The following is an 18816-nucleotide window of genomic DNA, read 5'->3' as shown; positions in this document are numbered from 1 at the left end:
CGTACGCTCGGCTCTCCCCGGGCCGAACAAAAGAAGCCGAACGAAAGAAAGCGGTACGGCATATGGCGACGGAGCCGCGGCAACCGGTCACGGACCAGGAGACCCTGATCGAACGCCGACGGGAACTTCAGGCCGTCGACGCGGCGTTCCGGGAGTTGCGGCGCACCACGGGCGGCGTGCCACGAACGAGACGCAAAGGGCTGCTCGCCTTCACCGGGTCGGCCGGACTGGGCAAGACGGCGCTCCTCACGGAGGCGCGCGCCCGGGCCATGGCACACAAGTTCACCGTGCTGTCCGGCAGGGGCAGCGAGACGGAACAGGGCGCGGCGTTCCGGGTGGTACGCCAGTTGATGCAGCCCTCACTGGCGAGGATGGACGAGAGGGAACTCCGCGTCTTCCTGGGCAGCTGGTACGACACGGTCGCCGCCGTGCTCGGTCTCGAGGCGACGGGACCCGCCCCGGCGCCGGACCCGACCGGAGTCCGCGAAGGGCTCGACTGGGTCATGACACGCCTCACGGTCAAGAAGGATCCCGTCGTCCTGCTCCTGGACGACCTCCACTGGACCGACCCCGAGTCGCTGAGCTGGCTCACCTCCTTCGCGCCACGGGTCGACGACCTCCCGCTGCTGATCGTCGTCGCCTACCGGCCCGACGAACTGCCGCCCGAGGCAGGCGGACTCCGCGCCCTCGTGGGAGACCACGGGAACCGCCCGCACAACCTGGCGGTGCTCACTCCCGAGGGGGTGACGCGGATCGTCAGGAGCGAGGTCGGGGCGGCGGCCGGGGACGGGTTCTGCAAGGAGTGCTGGTCGGCCACCGGCGGAAGCCCCTTCGAGGCGGTGGAACTCGCCATGGGGCTCGCGGAGCGGAACCTGGGCGGCACCGACGACGACCTGCCCGCGATGCGTGAGCTGGCGGCGGCGATCAAGGGCCCGGGACTGATCGAACGCCTGGAGCGGCTCGGCACGACGACGGTACGCTTCGCGCAGACCGCGGCCGTGCTGGGTTCGCCCTTCTCGCCGGAGCTCGCCGGGACCATCGCCGTGCTCGGCGACGAGGCCGTCGGCGAGGCGACCGAGAAGCTGCGCGCGGCCCGGATCCTGGCCGACGGCCACGGTCACGAGGGCGAGCTCGAGTTCGTCCACCCGCTGATCGCCACGACGATCTACCGGTCCATCCGCACCGGCTTCCGGACCGGTCTGCACAACACCGCGGCACAGGCCGTCCTCGCCGCGGGGTACGGCCCCGCCAAGGCCGCCCGGCATCTGCTGGAGGTCCCCTGCGAGGACCGTCCCGAGACCGTCGCGTGTCTGCGTGAGGCCGCCCGCGAGTACCTCCGGGCCGGTGCCACCGAGGCGGCCCGGCGCCTGCTGACCCGCGCGCTGCAGGAACCTCCCCTGCCCGAGGACCGCGCCGCCGTCCTGCACGAACTCGCCTGCGCCACCTTCCTGATCGAGCCCACCGCGACGGTGCGGCATCTGCGCCAGGCGCTGGCCCAGCCCCATGTCGACCCCGATCTGCGGGCCTCCATCGTCTACCGGCTGACGACGGCCATGGCCCACACCGACCAGCTGGCCGAGGCGGTGGACGTGGCCGCCGAGGAGGCACGGCAGGCCACGAATCCGCGCGTCAAACTGCGCATGCAGGCCGACCAGTTCGTCTGGAGCATGGTGCGTCCGGACGACCACGACTCGCCCACCCGCTCCCGGACGCTGGCGCGCCTGGCCGAGCAGCTGCCCGGCCGCAGCCTGGAGGAGCGCTACATCCTGGGACTGCGCGCCTGGGACGCGGCCATGCGCGGCGAACCGCGGGAGACCTCCCTCGCGTACGCCGACAAGGCCCTGCACGGCGGCATGAGCTGGACCGACGAGAACCGGGGTTTCGAGGTGCCCCTCTCCGTCGCCCTGGTCTTCATGTACGGCGACCAGCCGCGCCGGGCCGAGGAGCTGTTCGCCAAGGGGATCGCCGAATGCCTGGCCAAGGGCTGGCACGGCTCCCATCTGGCGTTCGGCCAGACCATCGCCGGATACATCCGCTACCGGCGCGGTTGCCTGGCCGAGGCCGAGAACACGGTACGGGAGGGGCTGCGGATCGCCGACAAGGTGGACGGGGTGGTGGCCGCCCAGTGGTTCGGCGTGAGCATCCTGATCAAGACCCTGCTGGCCCGCGGGCGCGTCTCGGAGGCGCGCGCGTTCGCCGACGGGCACCACTTCGGCGAGACACCGGTCAACGCCGTCATCTACCCCGACCCCCGTACCGTCTACGCCGAACTGCTCCTCGCCGAGGGCCGGCACGCCGAGGCGGCGCGACTGCTGTCCGCGGTCGGGGAGTGGCTGGACGGGCGGGGCTGGCGCAACCCGGCCTGGTGCCCGTGGCAGCTGCGGCTCGCGTCCGCGCTCGCCCCCGCCGCCCCCGAGGAGGCGGTCGCCCACGCCGAGGAGGCCGTCCGCCGGGCCCGGGAGTTCGGCGCCGCCTCCGCCGTCGGGCAGGCCCTGCACACCCTCGCCGAGGTGACCGCCGGACCGGCGGCGGTCGGCCTGTACGCGCAGGCCGTCGACCACCTGGAGCAGTCGCCCGCCGCCTACGAACTGGCCCGCGCCCAGATCGGCCACGGCGCCGCGCTGTCCCGGGGCGGCCGGCTCCAGGAGGCCGCCGACCGGCTCTACCAGGGGCTGGAAGGAGCCGTCCACTGCGGGGCCGAGGCGCTCGCCGCCCGGGCCAGGGAGGAGCTCTCGGCGGCCGGGCTGCGGCCGCTGCCGTTGCGCTACCCGCAGGCGGACACGCTGACCGCGCAGGAGCTGCGCACCGCCCGGCTGACCGTCCAGGGACAGCCCGTGGCCGTGGTCGCCAAGGAGCTGCGCCTCACCGAGCAGGGCGTGCGGCAGTTGCTGTCCCGCGTCTACCGCAAGCTCGGCACCGACGCCGCGGGGCTCGCCGGGTTCCTGGAGGCCCGGCACCGTCCGCGCCCCTGAGGCGCCGGGCGCTGTCGTCACACCGGCCGGGTGCGGCCCTCCCAATACGGGTCCCGGAGCCGCCGCTTGTACAGCTTTCCGTTGGGGTCGCGGGGCATCTCGGCGATGAAGTCGACGGTCTTGGGGCACTTGTAGCCGGCGAGCTGTCCGGCGCAGTGGGCGAGCAGGTCGGCGGCGAGGTCGGGGCCGGGCTCGTGTCCGGGGGCGGGTTCGACGACGGCCTTGACCTCCTCCCCCCAGTCGTCGTGCGGAATGCCGAAGGCGGCGGCGTCGGCGACGGCGGGGTGGGAGAGGAGCACGGACTCGATCTCGGCGGGGTAGATGTTGACCCCGCCGGAGATGATCATGTCGATCTTGCGGTCGCGGAGGAACAGGTAGCCGTCCTCGTCGAGGTAGCCGAGGTCGCCGACGGTGAAGAAGTCGCCGATGCGGTTCTTCTCCGTCTTGGCCTGGTCCTTGTGGTAGGCGAAGCCGCCGGTGTTCATCTTCATGTAGACGGTGCCGAGTTCGCCGGGCGGGAGCCGGTTGCCGTCGTCGTCGAAGACCGCGAGTTCGCTGATGGGCCAGGCCTTGCCGACCGTGCCGGGCTTCTTCAGCCAGTCCTCGGCGGTGGCGAAGGCGCCGCCGCCCTCGCTGGCCGCGTAGTACTCCTCCACGCTGGGCCCCCACCAGTCGAGCATGGCCCGCTTGACGTGGTCCGGGCAGGGGGCGGCGCCGTGGATGGCGTGCCGCATGGAGGAGACGTCGTAGCGGGCGCGCACCTCCGCGGGGAGGGCGAGCAGGCGGTGGAACTGGGTGGGAACCATATGGGTGTCGGTGCACTTGTGTGCGTCGATCAGGCGGAGCATCTCCTCGGGGGTCCACTTGTCCATGAGGACGAGACGGTGGCCTATGTGGAGGGACGCGCCGGCGAACTGGAGTACGGCCGTGTGGTAGAGCGGCGAGCAGACCAGGTGGACGTCGTCGCCGAAGGGGCGGATGCCGAAGATGCCGAGGAAGCCGCCGAGGTAGGCCTCCTCGGGGAGCCTGCCGGGCAGCGGGCGCCGGATGCCGCGGGGGCGGCCCGTCGTGCCCGAGGTGTAGTTCATGACCCAGCCGAGTTCGCGGTCCGCGGGTGCCGACTCCGGCTGTCCGTCGAGGAGTTCGGCGTACGGCCGGAAGCCCTCGACCGCGCCGACCGCGTACCGGTGGGTGGCCGGGAGGCCGGCCTCGTCGGCGGCGTGGCGAGCCGGTCCGGCGAACCGCTCGTGGGCGAGGAGCACCTTGGCGCCGGAGTCGGCGACGATCCAGGCGATCTCCGGGCCGACGAAGTGGTGGTTGATCGGGACGAGGTAGAGACCGGCCTGGCTGGCGGCCAGGTAGGCGGTGAAGAACTCGGGCCCGTTGGGCAGGACGACCGCGAACGCGTCGCCGCGTTCGAGGCCCGCGGCCCGGAGTCCGTGGACGAGCTGGTTGGTGGCCGCGTGCAGGCGGCCGGCGGTCCATTCCTCGCCGTCGGGTGCGACGAGGACCGTGCGGTCGGGGTCCGTGGTGGCCTGGGCCCAGAATCCGGCGGGGGGCGTACTGGTCACGTGCCGCTCCTTCCGGCGATGCGGTTGATGCGGTCGACGGCCTGCTCGAAGCCCCGGGTGAGGTCGTCGAAGACGGCCTGGACGCTGCGTTCGCCGGTCATCCGGCCGACGATCTGGCCGACGGGGGTGCCGAGCAGGGGCTCGACCTCGTACTTCTGGATGCGGGTGAGGGCCTCGGCGACGAGCAGGCCCTGCAGGGGCATGGGGAGGGTGCCGGGGCCGTCCGGGTCGTCCCAGGCGTCGGTCCACTCGGTGCGCAGCTGCCGGGCCGGTTTGCCGGTCAGCGCGCGGGAGCGGACGGTGTCGCCGGAGCCTGCGGCGAGCAGTTTGCGGGTCACGGCCGGCGAGGAGAGGTCGGCTTCCGTGACGGTCAGCCACATGGAGCCCAGCCACACTCCTTGAGCGCCGAGGCTGAGCGCGGCGGCCACCTGTCGGCCGCTGCCGATGCCGCCTGCCGCCAGCACCGGCAGTGGCGCGACGGCGTCGACGACCTCCGGGGTGAGCACCATGGTGGCGATCTCACCGGTGTGGCCGCCGGCCTCGTAGCCCTGGGCCACGACGATGTCGATGCCCGCGTCCTTGTGCTTGATCGCGTGCCGGGCGCTGCCGGCCAGCGCGGCGACGAGGACGTCCTGGTCGTGGGCGCGGTCGACGACGTCGGCGGGCGGTGAGCCGAGGGCGTTGGCGAGCAGCCGGATCGGGTAGTCGAAGGCGACGTCGAGCTGGGTGCGGGCGACCTGTTCCATCCACCCGGTGATGCGCCAGCCGGACGCCTCGCCGTCGGCCAGCTCGGGCACGCCGTACTTGGCGAGGGTGTCCCTGACGAACTGCCGGTGCCCCTCCGGGATCATCGCCTCGACGTCGGCCTCGCTGACGCCTTCCACCTTCTTGGCGGGCATGACGACATCGAGCCCGTACGGTTTCCCGTCGACGTGCGCCTCGATCCAGTCGAGGTCGCGTTTGAGGTCGTCGGGGGCGGTGTAGCGGACCGCGCCGAGCACTCCGAAGCCGCCGGCCCGGCTGATGGCCGCGGCCACGGCGGGGAACGGCGTGAAGCCGAAGACGGCGTGCTCGACTCCCAGGGTCTTGCTCAGCTCCGTCTGCATGGGCGCAGGATGCCGCAGTCGTGCGGCCGACGGAAGAGGTTTTCTGATGCTCCGTCAGATTACTTCGGCGCTCGGCGGGACGCCCGCGGTCGACCGGATTCCGAACGCACCGCTCGGTCAGGTCTGTTCCAGCACCGCCATCGCCGCGTTGTGCCCCGGCACCCCGCTCACCCCTCCCCCGCGCACCGCGCCAGCCCCGCAGAGCATGACGTTGGCGTGCCGGGTCTCCACGCCCCAGCGGCCGGTGCCGTCCTGGGCGTAGGGCCAGGAGAGGTCGCGGTGGAAGATGTTGCCGCCGGGGAGGCGCAGGTCGCGTTCGAGGTCCAGGGGGGTCTTCGCCTCGATGCAGGGGCGGCCGTCGGCGTCCAGGGCCAGGCAGTCGGTGATCGGCTCGGCGAGGTGGGTGTCCAGCTGGGCGAGGGTGGCCTTGAGGAGTTCGTCGCGTACGGCGTCGTTGTCGGCGGCGAAGAGCCGGGCCGGGGTGTGCAGGCCGAAGAGGGTGAGCGTCTGGTAGCCGCGTTCGGCCAGTTCGCGGCCGAGGATGGTGGGGTCGGTCAGGGAGTGGCAGTAGATCTCCGAGGGCGGGGCGGCGGGGAGCCGGCCGGCCGCCGCCTGGGCACGGGCGGCGGCGAGTTGCCCGTAGCCCTCGGCGATGTGGAAGGTGCCGGAGAACGCCTCGCGCGGGTCGACGGCGGTGTCGCGCAGCCTGGGCAGCCGCTTGAGCAGCATGTTGACCTTGAGCTGGGCGCCCTCGGCGGGCTCCGGGGCCGGGTCGCCGGTGAGGTGGGCGAGTTCCTGCGGGGAGGCGCCCACCAGGACGTGCCGGGCGGCGGCCACGCCCTCCCCGTCGGCGGTGCGGTAGGCGACCTCGGCGGCCCGGCCGTCCGTCTCGATCCGTACCGCCTCGTGCCCGGTGGCGAGCACCGCGCCCGCCGAGCGCGCGGCGGCGGCCAGCGCGTCGGTGAGGGCGCCCATGCCGCCGACCGGCACGTCCCAGGCGCCGGTGCCACCGCCGATGACGTGGTAGAGGAAGCAGCGGTTCTGGCGCAGCGAGGCGTCGTGGGCGTCGGCGAAGGTGCCGATCAGCGCGTCGGTGAGGACGACCCCGCGGACCAGGTCGTCCGTGAAGTTCTCCTCGATCGCCACCCCGATCGGCTCCTCGAACAGCGCGCGCCAGGCCGTTTCGTCGTCGATCCGGCGGCGCAGTTCCTCGCGCGCGGGCAGCGGCTCGGTGAGTGTCGGGAAGACGCGTTCGGCGACCCGGCCGGTCATGGCGTAGAACCGCTGCCAGGCCTGGTACTCGGTCTTGCCGCCGGTCAGCCGTTCGAACGCCTCGCGGATCCGGCGCTCGCCGCCGCCGACCAGCAGGCCGGTCGGGCGCCCGTCGCGCTCCACGGGCGTGTAGGAGGAGACGGTGCGGCCGCGGACGCGGAAGTCCAGGCCGAGATCGCGGACGATCTTCCTCGGCAACAGGCTGACCAGGTAGGAGTAGCGGGACAGCCGCGCGTCGACGCCGGCGAAGGGGCGGGTGGAGACGGCGGCGCCGCCGGTGCGGCCGAGCCGCTCCAGCACCAGGACGGAGCGGCCGGCCCGGGCGAGGTAGGCGGCCGCGACGAGGCCGTTGTGGCCGCCGCCGACGATGATGGCGTCGTAGGAGCGGGAGGGTTCCATGGCAGCGGGCATGGTTCTTCGTAACACATGATGATCTAGGTGGGTAAGAGGCGTGCCGGGCGCTCCGCTGGGGAGGGGCCGATATCGGCGTGTGCGGGGGTACGCATGGTTCGAACGTGCGGGCCGGATGTGGCTGGTCGCGCCCACGCGGCGGAGCCGCATATGTCACAGCCCCGCGCCCCTATGGGGCGCGGGTGGGGCGCGTGGTGGGGCGCGTTTCAGAGCCGTCCGCCTGATGCGCGCTGTTGGCGCAGTACCGCGACGCGTCGGTACAGCTCCACCGCCTCCGCGCCCCGCCCCAACTGTTCCAGGCAGTGGGCCTCGTCGTTGCGGCTGGCCAGGGTGTCGGGGTGGTCGGAGCCGAGGACGCGTTCCCGGGCGGCGGCGACGCGGCCGTACTCGGTGAGCGCGTCCGACCAGCGGCCCAGCCAGCCCAGGCTCACCGCCACCTCGCGGCGGCTGACCAGGGTGTCCAGGTGGTCCGGGCCCAGGACCCGTTCGCGGATCGCGCAGACGTCGCGTGATTCCGCGAGGGCCTCCTCCCAGCGGCCGAGGCGGCCGAGGTTGACGCCGAGGCCGTGGCGGGCGCGCAGGTTCTCGGGGTGGGCGGGGCCCTGGACGCGGGTGCGGTCGTCGATGAGGGCGCGGTAGAGGGTGAGCGCGTCGGCGCTGCGGCCCAGGCGGCCGAGGCTGATGCCGACCTCGTAGCGGGCGGCGAGGGTGTCGGGGTGGTCGGGGCCGAGGGCGCGGGCGCGGGCCTCGGCGACCTCGCGGTAGGTCTGCAGGGCCTCCTCCCAGCGGCCCAACTGGCCCAGTGCGTAGGCGACTTCGTAGCGGGTGACCAGGGTGTCGGGGTGCTGCGGGCCGAGCACCCGGGCGCGGGCCGCGGCCACGTCGTGGGCCATGCGGTACGAGTCCTCCAGGCGGCCCAGCCTGCTGAGGTTGAAGGCGAGGTTGTGGCGGCAGCGCAGGGTGTCCGGATGGTCGGGGCCCGTCAGCCGCTGCCGGGCGCCGAGGACGGCCGTGTACACCTGGTGGGCGTCGAAGTGGCGGCCCAACTGGCCCAGCACGTAGGCCGTTTCCTGACGGGCGGCGAGGGTGTCCGGGTGGTCGGCGCCCAGGACGCGCTCCCGGGCGGCGGCGACCTCGGTGTACTCGCGCAGCGCGTCGGCGGCGCGGCCGGTGCGGCTGAGGGTGAAGGCGATCTCGTAGCGGCTTGCGAGGGTGTCGGGGTGGTCGGGGCCGAGGAGGTGGGTGCGTTCGGCGGCGACGGCGCGGTGCACCTCGCCGGCCTCGGCCCAGCGGCCGAGCCGCCCCAGGCTGAGCCCGGCGTTGTGCCGGCCGGCGAGGGCGGCCAGGGCCTCCGGGGCGGGGGCGGGGACCGCCGGGAGCGGTTCCGCGACGCCGGTGGCGGGGCGGGCGATCCACTCGCCGGTGAGTCCGGCACCGGGGTCGGGCGGGGTGGTGCCGAGGGCCGCGCCGGTCGCCTTGTGGCCGGTGGTCATGCCCCGGGTCCAGGACGGCAGCCGGGGCTCGCGCGCGGCCGGTTCGGGCAGCCGGAGCGCGGGCTGCGCGGTGACGACGGTGGGGACGTACGTGGGTGTCGTCCGCCCGGAGGTGATCCGGCGGCCCAGTTCCCGGGCGTCGTACGGTCGTTGCTCCGGCCGTTTGGCCAGCAGGTCGAGGACGACCTGCTCGAACCAGCCGGGCAGTTCGGGGCGGTGGCTGCGCGGCGGGGCGGGCAGGGTGTCGCGGTGGCCGACGAGGATCGCCCAGGCGTCGTCGAGGTCGAACGGCGGTGCCCCGGTGGCGATCTCGTACAGCACGCAGCCCAGGGAGTACAGGTCGCTGCGCTGGTCGACCTCGGTGCCGCCGATCTGCTCCGGGGACATGTAGTGCGGGGTGCCCATGGCGATGCCGGTACCGGTGAGGCGGGAGGTCAGGCCGATGTCCTGGCCGAGGCGGGCGATGCCGAAGTCGCAGAGTTTCGCCGTGCCGTCGGTGAGCCGCATGATGTTCGCCGGTTTCAGGTCCCGGTGCACGATGCCCTGCTGGTGGGTGTAGGCGAGGGCGGCGGAGACCTGCTCGGCGATGTCGACGACGTCGCCGACGGGCAGCGGGTGGTGTTTGTTGTCCTCCATGAGCTGGCTGAGGTTGCGGCCGTCCAGCAGCTCCATCACCAGGTAGAGGATGCCGTCGTGCTCGCCGAAGTCGTGGACGACGGTGACCCCGCGGTGGGAGAGCGCCGCGGCCACTCTCGCCTCGCGCCGGAACCGCTCCCGCAGGACGCGGGTGAAGGCCTGGTCGTGGTGCGGGCCGAGCGGTTTGAGGCACTTCACGGCGACCTGCCGGCCGAGTGACTCGTCGCGGGCCCGCCACACCTCGCCCATCCCGCCCCGCCCGATCAGGTCGAGCAGCCGGTACCTCCCCTGGACCAGCCTGCTGTCAGCCATCGCGCGCCGTCGCCCCCCCGTCGCGGTCCGTGACACCCCCTCCTGCTCGCCCAGTATGGCTGTCTATTGCCCGACTTTGTACGGTGCGGGGCGCGCGTCCGGGCCGAGCCTCGCGATGGCGTCCAGGATGTGTTTCGGCGGGAGTTGCCAGCGCAGACGTGCGGGAACACAGCGCAGCAGGGTGCCGGTGGCGCGCAGTCGGCGGGTGACGACCGCGGGTTCCGGGGCAGGTCTGCCGTACAGCGCGTGGGCGTACGGCGGCAGAGAGGCGTACGCGAGGTGGGCCACGCGCCGCCACAGCACCTCGCGCGCCGGTATCAGGAGGGGGTGCGTCGACGGCCGGAGCAGGAACTCGTCCACCGCGCGTGCGTCGGCTCCGACGGCGAGCACGGGCCGTACCGACGCGAAGTACGCGGCCAGTGCCGCCCGGTCGCCGGGCACGGCGTCGGCGTCGAGGCCCACCAGGCGGGCGCGGGCGCGCTGTTCGGCGACGTACCGGTCGGCCTGGGCGTCGGTGAGCGGGATACCGGAGCGGCGGCCGACGTGCAGGTACGAGTCGATCTCGGCGCAGTGCACCCAGAGCAGCAGGTCGGGTTCGTCCACGCCGTAGCGTTCGCCGGTGTCGGGGTCGGTGGCGCCCAGCATGCTGTGGATCTTCCGTACCCGGGCCCCGGCCCGCTCGGCGTCCTCGGTGGTGCCGTAGATGGTGGTGCGCACGTAGTTCGCCGTGCGCATCAGACGGCCCCAGGCGTCGCTGCGGAAGTCGGAGTTCTCCATGACGCCGCGCACCGCGCGCGGGTGCAGCGCCTGGAGCCAGAGCGCCCGGACGCCGGCGATCCACATGATCGGGTCGCCGTGCAGGTGCCAGGTCACGGAGTCGGGGGTGAAGAGCCCGGCGTCACCGTCCATACCGGCAGGCTAACGCCGTACCCGTGGCATCCCCAGTCCGATCCACGAGATGATCTCCCGCTGGATCTCGTTGTTGCCGCCGCCGAAGGTGAAGATGACCGCGGAGCGGTAGCCGCGTTCCAGGTCGCCGTGGAGGACCGCGCCCGCCGAGCCTTCCTTGAGCGGTCCGGCCGCGCCGGCGACCTCCATCAGCCAGGCGTAGGCGTCGCGGCGCGCCTCGGAGCCGTAGACCTTGACGGCGGAGGCGTCCTGCGGGGTGAGGGTGCCCTCCTGGACCGCGGTCACCATCTGCCAGTTGAGGAGCTTCATGGCGTCCAGGCGGGTGTGGGTCTGCGCGAGGCGGCGGCGCACCCAGGGCAGGTCGACCACCCGGCGGCCGTCGGTGAGCTTGGTCTCCATGGCCCAGCGCTGCACGTCGCGCAGGGCGCGGATGGCCATGGTGCCGTGGGCGGCGAGGGTGACGCGCTCGTGGTTGAGCTGGTTGGTGATCAGCCGCCAGCCGTGGTTCTCCTCGCCGACCCGCCGGGAGACGGGGACGCGGATGTTCTCGTAGTAGCTGGCCGTAGTGTCGTGCGAGGCGAGGGTGTTGATGACGGTGCAGGAGTAGCCGGGGTCGGTGGTCGGGACCAGGAGCATGGTGATGCCCTTGTGCGGCGGGGCCCCGGGGTCGGTGCGGGTGGCGAGCCAGACCCAGTCGGCGGTGTCGCCGTTCGTCGTCCAGATCTTCTGCCCGTTGACCACGTAGTCGTCGCCGTCCCGTACGGCCCTGGTCTTCAGGGCGGCCAGGTCGGTGCCGGCGTCGGGCTCGCTGTAGCCGATGGCGAAGTCGATCTCGCCGGAGAGGATGCGGGGCAGGAAGTACGACTTCTGCTCGTCGGTGCCGTACTGCATGATCGTCGGGCCGACGGTGTTCAGCGCCATCAGCGGGAGCGGTACACCGGCCTGGGCGGCCTCGTCGAAGAAGATGAACTGTTCCATCGCGGTCAGGCCGCGGCCGCCGTACTCCTTCGGCCAGCCCACGCCGAGCCAGCCGTCGGTGCCCAGCCGGCGGACGGTCTCCCGGTAGAAGCGTTTCTGCGCGGCCGGGTCGGCGTAGCGTGCGTAGGCGTTCTCCGGCACCAGGCAGGCGAAGTAGGCGCGCAGTTCGGTGCGCAGCCGCTGCTGCTCGGGCGTGTGGTCGAGGTGCACGGCGCCTCCAGGCTCCCCAAGGGCGGTCCTGACGGCGCACACCGTAGAACGTGTTCCAGAAATTGGGAATGGCGGCGGACCGTCGCGACCGGGTTCAGGACTCGCCGGGCGCCAGCGGGCTGCCGTGCAGCGAGTCGAGCACCCCGGTGCCCAGGACCTTCAGCAGCGGCTCGGTGAAGACGCCGTCCACGAGGACGAACACCATCCGGGCCGCCGTGTCCGTGCGGTTCTCCCAGCGGTGGTCGGTGCCGCGCTGGATCACCACGTCCCCGGCGCGCAGCACGCGCTCGGAGTCGTCCAGGACGAGGACGACCTCACCGTCCAGGACGATGCCGTAGTCCACGGTCTGGGTCCGGTGCGTCGGGGAGACGCAGCCCGGCGGGAACTCGTTGACCCGGATCTTGGTGCCGCCCGGGGCCGGCGGCACGGTCAGGTCGCGCTCCGTGGGCTCGGGCTCGTCCGCCGCCACGGGTGCCGGTACGGAGTCGGTGTTCCACATCTCGTAGAAGGCGGCGCCGTCGGGTGCGGTGCGGATGACGGGCGGCTCGCCGTCGGAGAGGAACACGGAGGTGCCCGTCTCGTCGTGACCGGTGACGATCCGGCGGGGCGGCTGGCTCATGGGGGCACTCCTCTTACGGCGCACGGGAGGCTGGGGACGGGGCGGTGCTCCTGTCACGCTAGGCAGCCCGGCGGTGCGGCGGAAACGCGCATCGGCGATGCCAGCCATCGGGTCAGCGGTTCGTGCCGGCCGGGCACCCGGCCGGCTCAGGAGGACGTCGCGCCTGGCGTCGGCGAGGTGGCGGGCGGCCTGGCGGGGCGTGCACACCGCGTTCTCGGCGAACCGCAGGGTCTCGGTCACCAGGGCGCGCAGCGCCGCCCGTACCTTGGCCAGGAAGGCCGCCGCGTCCGGTGCGACGTCGCCGTACAGCACCCACCACCAGGCGTTGGTACCGGAGTTGGCGACGACGTCGGGTACGACGACGCAGCCGCGCCGCAGCAGGCGTTCCTCCGCGTCCGGTGTCACGGGGAGGTTGGCCGCCTCCACGATGTACCGGGCGGCGATCCGGTCCTGGTTGGCGCCGTCGATGCTGTAGGAGGTCGCGGCCGGGACCAGCACGTCGGCTTCGAGCGCCAGGCAGGCGTCGCGTTCCAGGAGGACGTCGTCGGGACCGAGCCGACCGCGGTCGACGGCTCCGAACGCCCGGCGGTGGCGCAGCATGTCCTCGACGGCGAGGCCGCGGGGGTTGGCGACGGTGCCGTGGACGTCGGAGACGCCGACCACCCGGACGCCGGCCGCGTGCAGGTACCGGGCGGTGGCCCCGCCCATGGCCCCGAAGCCCTGGACGACGGCGGTGGCGGACGAGCGGGGGATCCCGTCCCGGTCCAGGACCGTGAGGGCGGCCTCCGCGACCCCGCAGCCGCCGACGAGTTCGGCGAGCCCGATGCCGTCGACCTCGACGGCGAACGCGTCGGCGAACCGTCTCCGTGCGGCCGCCGGGTCGTCGAGGGTGCGCACCACCGGGGCGATGCAGCCGTCCACGCCCAGTTCGCCGAGCACCTCGTCGATGAGCTCGGTGGTGGTGCCGAGATCGTCTCCGGTCGCCCAGTGGTTCGCCACGTAGGGCCGGATGAACGCGAGGAAGCGGGAGAGCACGCCGCGGGCCTCGCCGCTGAGCGGGTCGCAGTCGATCCCGCCCTTGGCACCGCCCATCGGGAGGTAGCGGCCCGCGGGGTCGTAGTGCAGTGCCTCCTTCACGCTCATCGCCGCCGCGAGCTCCCTGACCTCCTCGTAACGGCAGCCCTCGCGCATCCGCAGGCCGCCGCTGGCCAGGCCCCTGACGAGCCGGTCGACGACGAGGAAGCCCTGGCGTCCCGTGACGGGGTCGGTCCAGGTCAGTGCTGCTTCGGGAGGTCGGGGTGCGGCGGCACCGGCACGGACCGCGGGCATGGTGAGAAGACCGCTGTTCACGGCGATGGACTCCTAGCGAAAGCCGACGAGGACGGGCCACGGAGCGCGCCGGTGACGGCCGACGGCCGCCGGAGAGCGGCCACCCGCGCACGCTCCGACGGTAGTTCCGGCCGTGGATCACTGGGCAGTCCCCCGTTCCGGGGGCAGCCCCGGTCCCCCGCTCGGGACTGCCGGCCGCTCGTCAGCGGCCCGACTTCCGGGGTCCCGGTGTCAGCCGAGCGCCGCCGTGAAGTCCGCGCAGGCCGCGGCGCACACCCGGCAGGCGGCCGCGCTCGGTTCCGCGCCGGGCCGGGCGTCGAAGGCCCGCGCGCCGTCGAGGCAGACCGTGCGACACCACTCCAGCTGGACGCGCAGACCGGCCGGGTCCTGGCCGGTGTCCTCGGTCAGCGCCCGGCAGGTGGCGTCGCACACCTCGGCGCACATGGTGCCGGTGCGGCGGTACCGCTCCGCCTCGGCGGTCCCGGCCGGATCCAGCACGGCGGTCCGCAGCACACACATCCGGGCGCACTCCGCGCAGGCCTGCGCGCACGCGAACCGGTCCTCGAGGAACCGGTACACGTCCTGCTGAGAAGACGTCCACGTCATACGGGCCGGGTAACCGGTACGCGGGCCGGCAAACGCCGCACCGTACGGGTCGCGGATCAGTCCTGTTCCGCGCGGACGATCACGACCGGGCAGCTGGCGTGCTGGGACACCTGCTGGCTGACGGAACCGAGCAGGGCGCGGGCGAACCCGCCCCGCCCGCGGCTGCCGACGACCAGGGCCTCGGCGCCCTCCGCGGCCCGCAGCAGCACGTCGGTGGTGTTGCCGTGCACCAGGTGGGAACGGACCGAGTCCGCCTGGTCCGCGCCGAGCACGTCGGTCAGCTCCTGCCGCATCCGGTCCCGGGCCTCCTCCGCGTCGACGTCCATGTCCACGGCGGGCCCCGACCATCCGTACAGTCCCGGCAGCTCCCACACGGCGACCGCCTCGACGACGCCGTCGACGAGACCGGCGTACCGCAGGGCCCAGCGCAGGGCCGCGTAGGAGGACGGCGAGCCGTCGACGCCGACCACGACCCGTCGCTCGGTGACATCCCTGTCCATCCGTTGCACCTCTCCTCGGGCGTTCGGCCGGCCCCCTCCTCCACGCTGCGCGACCGGCGGCCGCACCGCCAGAGAAGTGCGCCCGGCGGCATGACGGGGCCCGTCGGCCGACGCACTTGCGGGCACTGCGAATTCCGGGCCGGTCGGCCCTGGTGGAGTGGGCGTTCCCGTGGTGTGCTGGAGGTGACGGGAAGGACCCGCAGTGACGCGGAGAAGCGGTCGGCCACGGCCGCGCACCGCGCAATCAGGATCCGCGAGAAGTGGATGGCGTCCTTCCCGCCCTCTCGTGATCGGCGGGATCCGAGGAGGCAACCATGCACGGCAGCCCGCACACCGTCGGCGACGTGATGACCCGCACCCCCGTGTCCGTCGGCCGTGACACCCCGTTCAAGGACGTCGTCACGCTGATGGACCGGTGGAAGGTCGGTGCCCTTCCCGTGCTGGAGGGCGAGGGCAGGGTGGTCGGCGTCGTGTCCGAGGCCGACCTGCTGTTCAAGGAGGAGTTCCGGGACCGCGACCCGGACCGGTTCGTCGAGCGGGCGCGGCCGGCCGACGTGGCCAAGGCGGGCGGGGTGACCGCCGGGGAGCTGATGAACGCGCCCGCGGTGACCGTGCACGCCGACGCCACCCTGGCGGAGGCCGCGCGCATCATGGCCCGGCGCGGGGTCAGGCGGCTGCCCGTCGTCGACGGCGGGGGCGTGCTCCAGGGCATCGTCAGCCGGGCGGACCTGCTGAAGGTGTTCCTGCGTGCGGACGAGGAGCTGACCGAGGAGGTGCGCCGGCAGGTCGTCGACCGCCTGTTCCCGCTTTCCGCCGACCACATCCGGGTCGAGGTCACCGAGGGGGTCGTCACGCTGACCGGCTGGATCGACAGCCCGGAACCGGCGCCGGTCGCCGAACGGCTGGCCCGCGCCGTGGAGGGAGTGGTCGACGTGCACTGCCGCCTCTGCCCGGTCTCCGTGCGCGACGATCCGCACTGACGCCCGGCCGGCTGCCCGCCGCCGCGGTCGCTCACGGCCGCGGCGGCCCTCACGGTCGCCCGCTGTGTGCGATCAGCCACCGAATGCGTCCGGTTCGTGCCGTTCTGGGTGGGGTATTCCTCTGCTATGAGTACGGAACCGATGCAGCTGGCCGCCCCCAGCGGCCTTTTCAGTCTCGCGCTCTTCCTGGTGGCCGTGGCCGTGCTGGCGATGCTCGCCGGGGGTTTCTGGCTGGGCAACCGGGTCAAGTACCGCGAGTCGCCTCGGCCACGCCCCGAGGAGCAGCCGAAACTGCCACCGGAGGGCGCGGTGCGCGAGGTCCGGGAGAACCGCGAGTCCGAGGAGATCCCCCAGATCCCCAAGGGCGGCCGTCCGCTCACCCCGTACGAACTCAGCAACCAGCAGACCAGGCCGAGCGCGTCGAAGGACCGGCCGCGCTGGAGTCCGGGCTCCAGCGGCTCGTTCGGCGGTGGCGGGCTCGGCGCCCACTGACCCCCGGGCGGCCCACCGCGCTGCCCTCCGGCCGGTACCTAGACAGTTCCCCGGCCCGCGTCGAGCCGCCCGACGTGGGCCACGTTCCCGAGGTCCTCGGCGTCCCGGCTCGGCGTGGCCGTGAACCAGGCGTCGAGGATCTCCTTGAGCACCGGCTGCGAGGTCAGCCGCAGGCCGAGGGCGAGGACGTTGGCGTCGTTCCAGCGGCGGGCGCCGTCGGCGGTGTAGGCGTCGACGCACAGCGCGGCGCGGACCCCGGGCACCTTGTTGGCGGCGATCGAGGCGCCGGTGCCGGTCCAGCAGCACACCACCGCCTGGTCGGCGGCGCCGTCGGCGACGTCCCGGGCGGCCGCCTCCGAGCAGACGGCCCACTGCGGGTCGGCGCCGGGTTCCAGCGCACCGTACGTGCGCACCTGGTGGCCGCGGCGGCGCAGCTCCTCGACGAGGAGGCGGGCGACGGGTTCGTCCATGTCGGAGGAGACGGAGATCCGCATGCCCCGGAGCCTAGTCGGCGGACGGCTGCGGTGCGGTGTCCGTGCGGGCCTCGATGGCGGTGAGGACCGAGGACATGTCGAGACGGGCGTTGCCCAGCCCCACGCTCTCGCCGTAGAGCTCGCTGCTGAGGTCGAGCAGGGGCGTGGCGATCCCGGCCGCGCGAGCCGCGTCGGCGATGAGCCGGGTGTTGGCGTAGGCGTCGGCGGTGGCGGCCTGCACCGTGAAGTCGTGGGCCGCGAGCATCGGGACCTTGACCCGGGTGATGCCGCTGCCCAGCTGGCCGGAGTCGACGACGGCACGGAAGGTCCCCAGGTCCAGGCCCTGCCGCTGGGCGAAGTGCACGGCCTCGGCGAGCGCCGCGAGCGTCGTGTCCAGGTAGAGGTTGACGGCCAGTTTCATCAGGACCCCGGACCCGGCCGGACCGCAGTGGACAATCTCCCGGCACATCGGGGCGAGCAGCGGCCGCACCTCCGCGACCGCGTCCGGGGCGCCGCCGAGCATCGCGACCAGTTCACCCGCCTCGGCCGGCTTGCGCGACCCGGAGACCGGCGCCTCGACGAAGCGGCCGCCGGCGGCCTCGACGTCGGCGGCGAGTCCCCGCGCGTACGCGGGTGCCGTCGAGCCCATCGACACGACCACCCGGTCGGCGACCAGTTTGGCGAACCCCGGGCCACCCCGGCCGAGGACCGCGTCCGTCACCGTCTCATCGAGCAGCATGACGATGACGACCCGGGCACGGGCGAAGACCTCCTCGACACTCTCCGCCACCCGCGCCCCGGCCGCACGCAGTGCCTCCGCACGCCCGGGCGTCCGGTTCCACACGACGAGCGGGGTGCCGGACCGGGCCAGGTTGAGCGCCATGGGCTGCCCCATAACCCCGAGCCCGACGAAGCCGTACTTCGGGGCACCGAGGCTTCCGGTCGCTTGCGTCATCGTCGCAACTCCTGGTCGTCGTGCGGTGCGGAGGGTGAGGATCACCGGCACTGCACGGCGGCCGGAACAGGGGACGGGGGACCGGTTCGGGCCCCGCGTCGAGCCGTCCGGGGGCACCCTCGCCCGGTGACCCGCGCCCGGCGAGAGGGGCCGTCAGCCTTCGGAGACGTTCGCGGTGAGCAGGCGCAGCAACTGCTTCGCCGTCGCGTCCTGTTCGGGCGTCAGGCCCATGGCGTCCCCGATGGCGACGGGGACGGACCGGGCGCGGTCCCGGAGCCGGGCGCCGTCCCCGGTCAGCCGGATCTCGACGGACCGCTCGTCGTCGGGGCGCCGTTCCCGGGTGACCAGGCCGTTCGCCTCCAGGCGTTTCAGCAGCGGGGAGAGCGTGCTCGACTCCAGCTGCAGCGCGGCGCCGAGCTCGCGCACGGACACCGAGTCCTGGTCCCAGAGGAGGAGCATCACCAGGTACTGCGGATAGGTCAGCCCCAGTTCGTCCAGGAGCGGCCGGTAGCGCGCGGTCACCGCGCGGGAGGCGGCGTACAGCGCGAAGCAGAGCTGGTCGTCGAGGAGGAGCGAGCCCTCGGCCGGCTCGGCAGCGGTGCGGTCCACGGGGCGACTCCTGATTCCGGCGGTTCCGATGGTTCCGGTGATTGCTGTGGCGTTCAGCGCCGTTCACCACCTTAGCTTTCCGGTCCCCTCGACCCTGTGGAGCCCAAACACTTCGCATCCGATCATATCGGACACAAATAGATCACCCAAGAATAAGTAGCGCACGACTTAATCGCGCGCTACTATTCTTCTCGTGCCGCCACCCCGGCGAAGACCGCCGGCCGCCCTGTGCGCGACACCCGAACCGAGGAGGCCGTCATGACCGACACCACGCCCGCCCGCCCCGTTCTGGAGCCCGCCGCTCAGGCCTTCGTCGAGGCCACCGCCAACCCGCCCTACCTCTTCGACCTCGCCCCCGCCGAGGGCCGCAAGGCCGTCGACGA

The 18816-nt window shown here is 73.2% G+C and carries 15 protein-coding genes and 2 pseudogenes; 4 read left to right on the top strand and 13 right to left on the bottom strand.

The window, feature by feature from the left end; translation table 11 throughout:
• Positions 1–62 precede the first annotated feature (62 nt).
• Complete coding sequence (locus tag ABZ887_RS41535) at positions 63–2972, top strand: AAA family ATPase (protein WP_361302231.1); 2910 nt, start codon at positions 63–65, stop codon at positions 2970–2972.
• Between the two features lie 17 nt (positions 2973–2989).
• Here ABZ887_RS41535 and ABZ887_RS41530 read toward each other — a convergent pair whose 3' ends face one another.
• The 10 genes and pseudogenes from ABZ887_RS41530 to ABZ887_RS41485 form a co-directional block, all read right to left on the bottom strand.
• Positions 2990–4543 (bottom strand): acyl-CoA synthetase, encoded by a 1554-nt coding sequence (locus ABZ887_RS41530; RefSeq protein WP_361302228.1) that lies wholly within the window; start codon positions 4541–4543, stop codon positions 2990–2992.
• Complete coding sequence (locus ABZ887_RS41525; RefSeq protein ID WP_361302225.1) at positions 4540–5649, bottom strand: nitronate monooxygenase family protein; 1110 nt, start codon at positions 5647–5649, stop codon at positions 4540–4542. The genes ABZ887_RS41530 and ABZ887_RS41525 overlap by 4 nt, the downstream gene beginning before the upstream one ends.
• 117 nt (positions 5650–5766) lie before the next feature.
• On the bottom strand, positions 5767–7332 hold the full coding sequence (locus ABZ887_RS41520; protein ID WP_361302222.1) for an NAD(P)/FAD-dependent oxidoreductase: 1566 nt from the start codon (positions 7330–7332) through the stop codon (positions 5767–5769).
• A 206-nt stretch (positions 7333–7538) separates the two neighbouring features.
• On the bottom strand, positions 7539–9773 hold the full coding sequence (locus ABZ887_RS41515) for a serine/threonine-protein kinase (RefSeq protein ID WP_361302220.1): 2235 nt from the start codon (positions 9771–9773) through the stop codon (positions 7539–7541).
• Between the two features lie 63 nt (positions 9774–9836).
• Positions 9837–10682, bottom strand: a complete 846-nt coding sequence (locus ABZ887_RS41510) for an oxygenase MpaB family protein (protein ID WP_361302217.1) — start codon at positions 10680–10682, stop codon at positions 9837–9839.
• 9 nt (positions 10683–10691) lie between these two features.
• Positions 10692–11870, bottom strand: coding sequence for an acyl-CoA dehydrogenase family protein (locus ABZ887_RS41505; RefSeq protein ID WP_361302214.1), 1179 nt, complete (start codon positions 11868–11870; stop codon positions 10692–10694).
• A 94-nt stretch (positions 11871–11964) separates the two neighbouring features.
• A complete protein-coding gene (locus tag ABZ887_RS41500) occupies positions 11965–12369 on the bottom strand; it encodes a cupin domain-containing protein (RefSeq protein ID WP_361302407.1) in 405 nt (134 codons plus the stop codon).
• Positions 12370–12726: 357 nt separating this feature from the next.
• A pseudogene (locus ABZ887_RS41495) lies at positions 12727–13818 on the bottom strand (Glu/Leu/Phe/Val dehydrogenase dimerization domain-containing protein); the annotation flags it as partial.
• A 231-nt stretch (positions 13819–14049) separates the two neighbouring features.
• The gene (locus ABZ887_RS41490) at positions 14050–14424 is read right to left on the bottom strand and encodes a ferredoxin (RefSeq protein ID WP_361302211.1); all 375 of its coding nucleotides are present in this window, start codon (positions 14422–14424) and stop codon (positions 14050–14052) included.
• A 56-nt stretch (positions 14425–14480) separates the two neighbouring features.
• Positions 14481–14924: a universal stress protein gene (locus ABZ887_RS41485; RefSeq protein ID WP_361302208.1), complete on the bottom strand. Its 444-nt coding sequence runs from the start codon at positions 14922–14924 to the stop codon at positions 14481–14483.
• Positions 14925–15238: 314 nt separating this feature from the next.
• On the opposite strand from ABZ887_RS41485, the gene ABZ887_RS41480 reads away from it, so the two are divergent.
• Together ABZ887_RS41480 and ABZ887_RS41475 are read left to right on the top strand one after the other, a co-directional pair.
• Entirely contained in the window at positions 15239–15904 is a 666-nt protein-coding gene (locus ABZ887_RS41480) for a CBS domain-containing protein (RefSeq protein ID WP_361302205.1), read from the top strand.
• Between the two features lie 126 nt (positions 15905–16030).
• Positions 16031–16396, top strand: a complete 366-nt coding sequence (locus ABZ887_RS41475; RefSeq protein WP_361302202.1) for a DUF6479 family protein — start codon at positions 16031–16033, stop codon at positions 16394–16396.
• Positions 16397–16434: 38 nt separating this feature from the next.
• On the opposite strand, the gene ABZ887_RS41470 is transcribed toward ABZ887_RS41475, so the two are convergent.
• From ABZ887_RS41470 to ABZ887_RS41460, 3 genes are all read right to left on the bottom strand, one after another.
• On the bottom strand, positions 16435–16890 hold the full coding sequence (locus ABZ887_RS41470; RefSeq protein ID WP_361302199.1) for an RpiB/LacA/LacB family sugar-phosphate isomerase: 456 nt from the start codon (positions 16888–16890) through the stop codon (positions 16435–16437).
• A 10-nt stretch (positions 16891–16900) separates the two neighbouring features.
• Complete coding sequence (locus tag ABZ887_RS41465; RefSeq protein WP_361302196.1) at positions 16901–17824, bottom strand: NAD(P)-dependent oxidoreductase; 924 nt, start codon at positions 17822–17824, stop codon at positions 16901–16903.
• A 153-nt stretch (positions 17825–17977) separates the two neighbouring features.
• On the bottom strand, positions 17978–18433 hold the full coding sequence (locus ABZ887_RS41460; RefSeq protein WP_361302193.1) for a MarR family transcriptional regulator: 456 nt from the start codon (positions 18431–18433) through the stop codon (positions 17978–17980).
• Positions 18434–18691: 258 nt separating this feature from the next.
• On the opposite strand from ABZ887_RS41460, the pseudogene ABZ887_RS41455 reads away from it, so the two are divergent.
• Positions 18692–18816, top strand: a pseudogene (locus ABZ887_RS41455) (esterase); the annotation flags it as partial.

It is taken from the genome of Streptomyces sp. NPDC047061, from assembly GCF_040643955.1.
Lineage (GTDB): Bacteria > Actinomycetota > Actinomycetes > Streptomycetales > Streptomycetaceae > Streptomyces.
Note: the sequence above shows the minus strand (reverse complement) of the source record. Positions and strands in the feature narration are given on the sequence as shown.

Bases quoted from the DNA above. Each gene is read 5' to 3' on its own strand.
- ABZ887_RS41470 (WP_361302199.1), bottom strand. From the start codon at position 16,890: ATGCGGATCTCCGTCTCCTCCGACATGGACGAACCCGTCGCCCGCCTC.
- ABZ887_RS41490 (WP_361302211.1), bottom strand. From the start codon at position 14,424: ATGACGTGGACGTCTTCTCAGCAGGACGTGTACCGGTTCCTCGAGGAC.
- ABZ887_RS41500 (WP_361302407.1), bottom strand. From the start codon at position 12,369: ATGTGGAACACCGACTCCGTACCGGCACCCGTGGCGGCGGACGAGCCC.
- ABZ887_RS41535 (WP_361302231.1), top strand. From the start codon at position 63: ATGGCGACGGAGCCGCGGCAACCGGTCACGGACCAGGAGACCCTGATC.
- ABZ887_RS41475 (WP_361302202.1), top strand. From the start codon at position 16,031: ATGAGTACGGAACCGATGCAGCTGGCCGCCCCCAGCGGCCTTTTCAGT.
- ABZ887_RS41480 (WP_361302205.1), top strand. From the start codon at position 15,239: ATGCACGGCAGCCCGCACACCGTCGGCGACGTGATGACCCGCACCCCC.
- ABZ887_RS41510 (WP_361302217.1), bottom strand. From the start codon at position 10,682: ATGGACGGTGACGCCGGGCTCTTCACCCCCGACTCCGTGACCTGGCAC.
- ABZ887_RS41520 (WP_361302222.1), bottom strand. From the start codon at position 7,332: ATGCCCGCTGCCATGGAACCCTCCCGCTCCTACGACGCCATCATCGTC.
- ABZ887_RS41465 (WP_361302196.1), bottom strand. From the start codon at position 17,824: ATGACGCAAGCGACCGGAAGCCTCGGTGCCCCGAAGTACGGCTTCGTC.
- ABZ887_RS41525 (WP_361302225.1), bottom strand. From the start codon at position 5,649: ATGCAGACGGAGCTGAGCAAGACCCTGGGAGTCGAGCACGCCGTCTTC.
- ABZ887_RS41485 (WP_361302208.1), bottom strand. From the start codon at position 14,924: ATGGACAGGGATGTCACCGAGCGACGGGTCGTGGTCGGCGTCGACGGC.
- ABZ887_RS41515 (WP_361302220.1), bottom strand. From the start codon at position 9,773: ATGGCTGACAGCAGGCTGGTCCAGGGGAGGTACCGGCTGCTCGACCTG.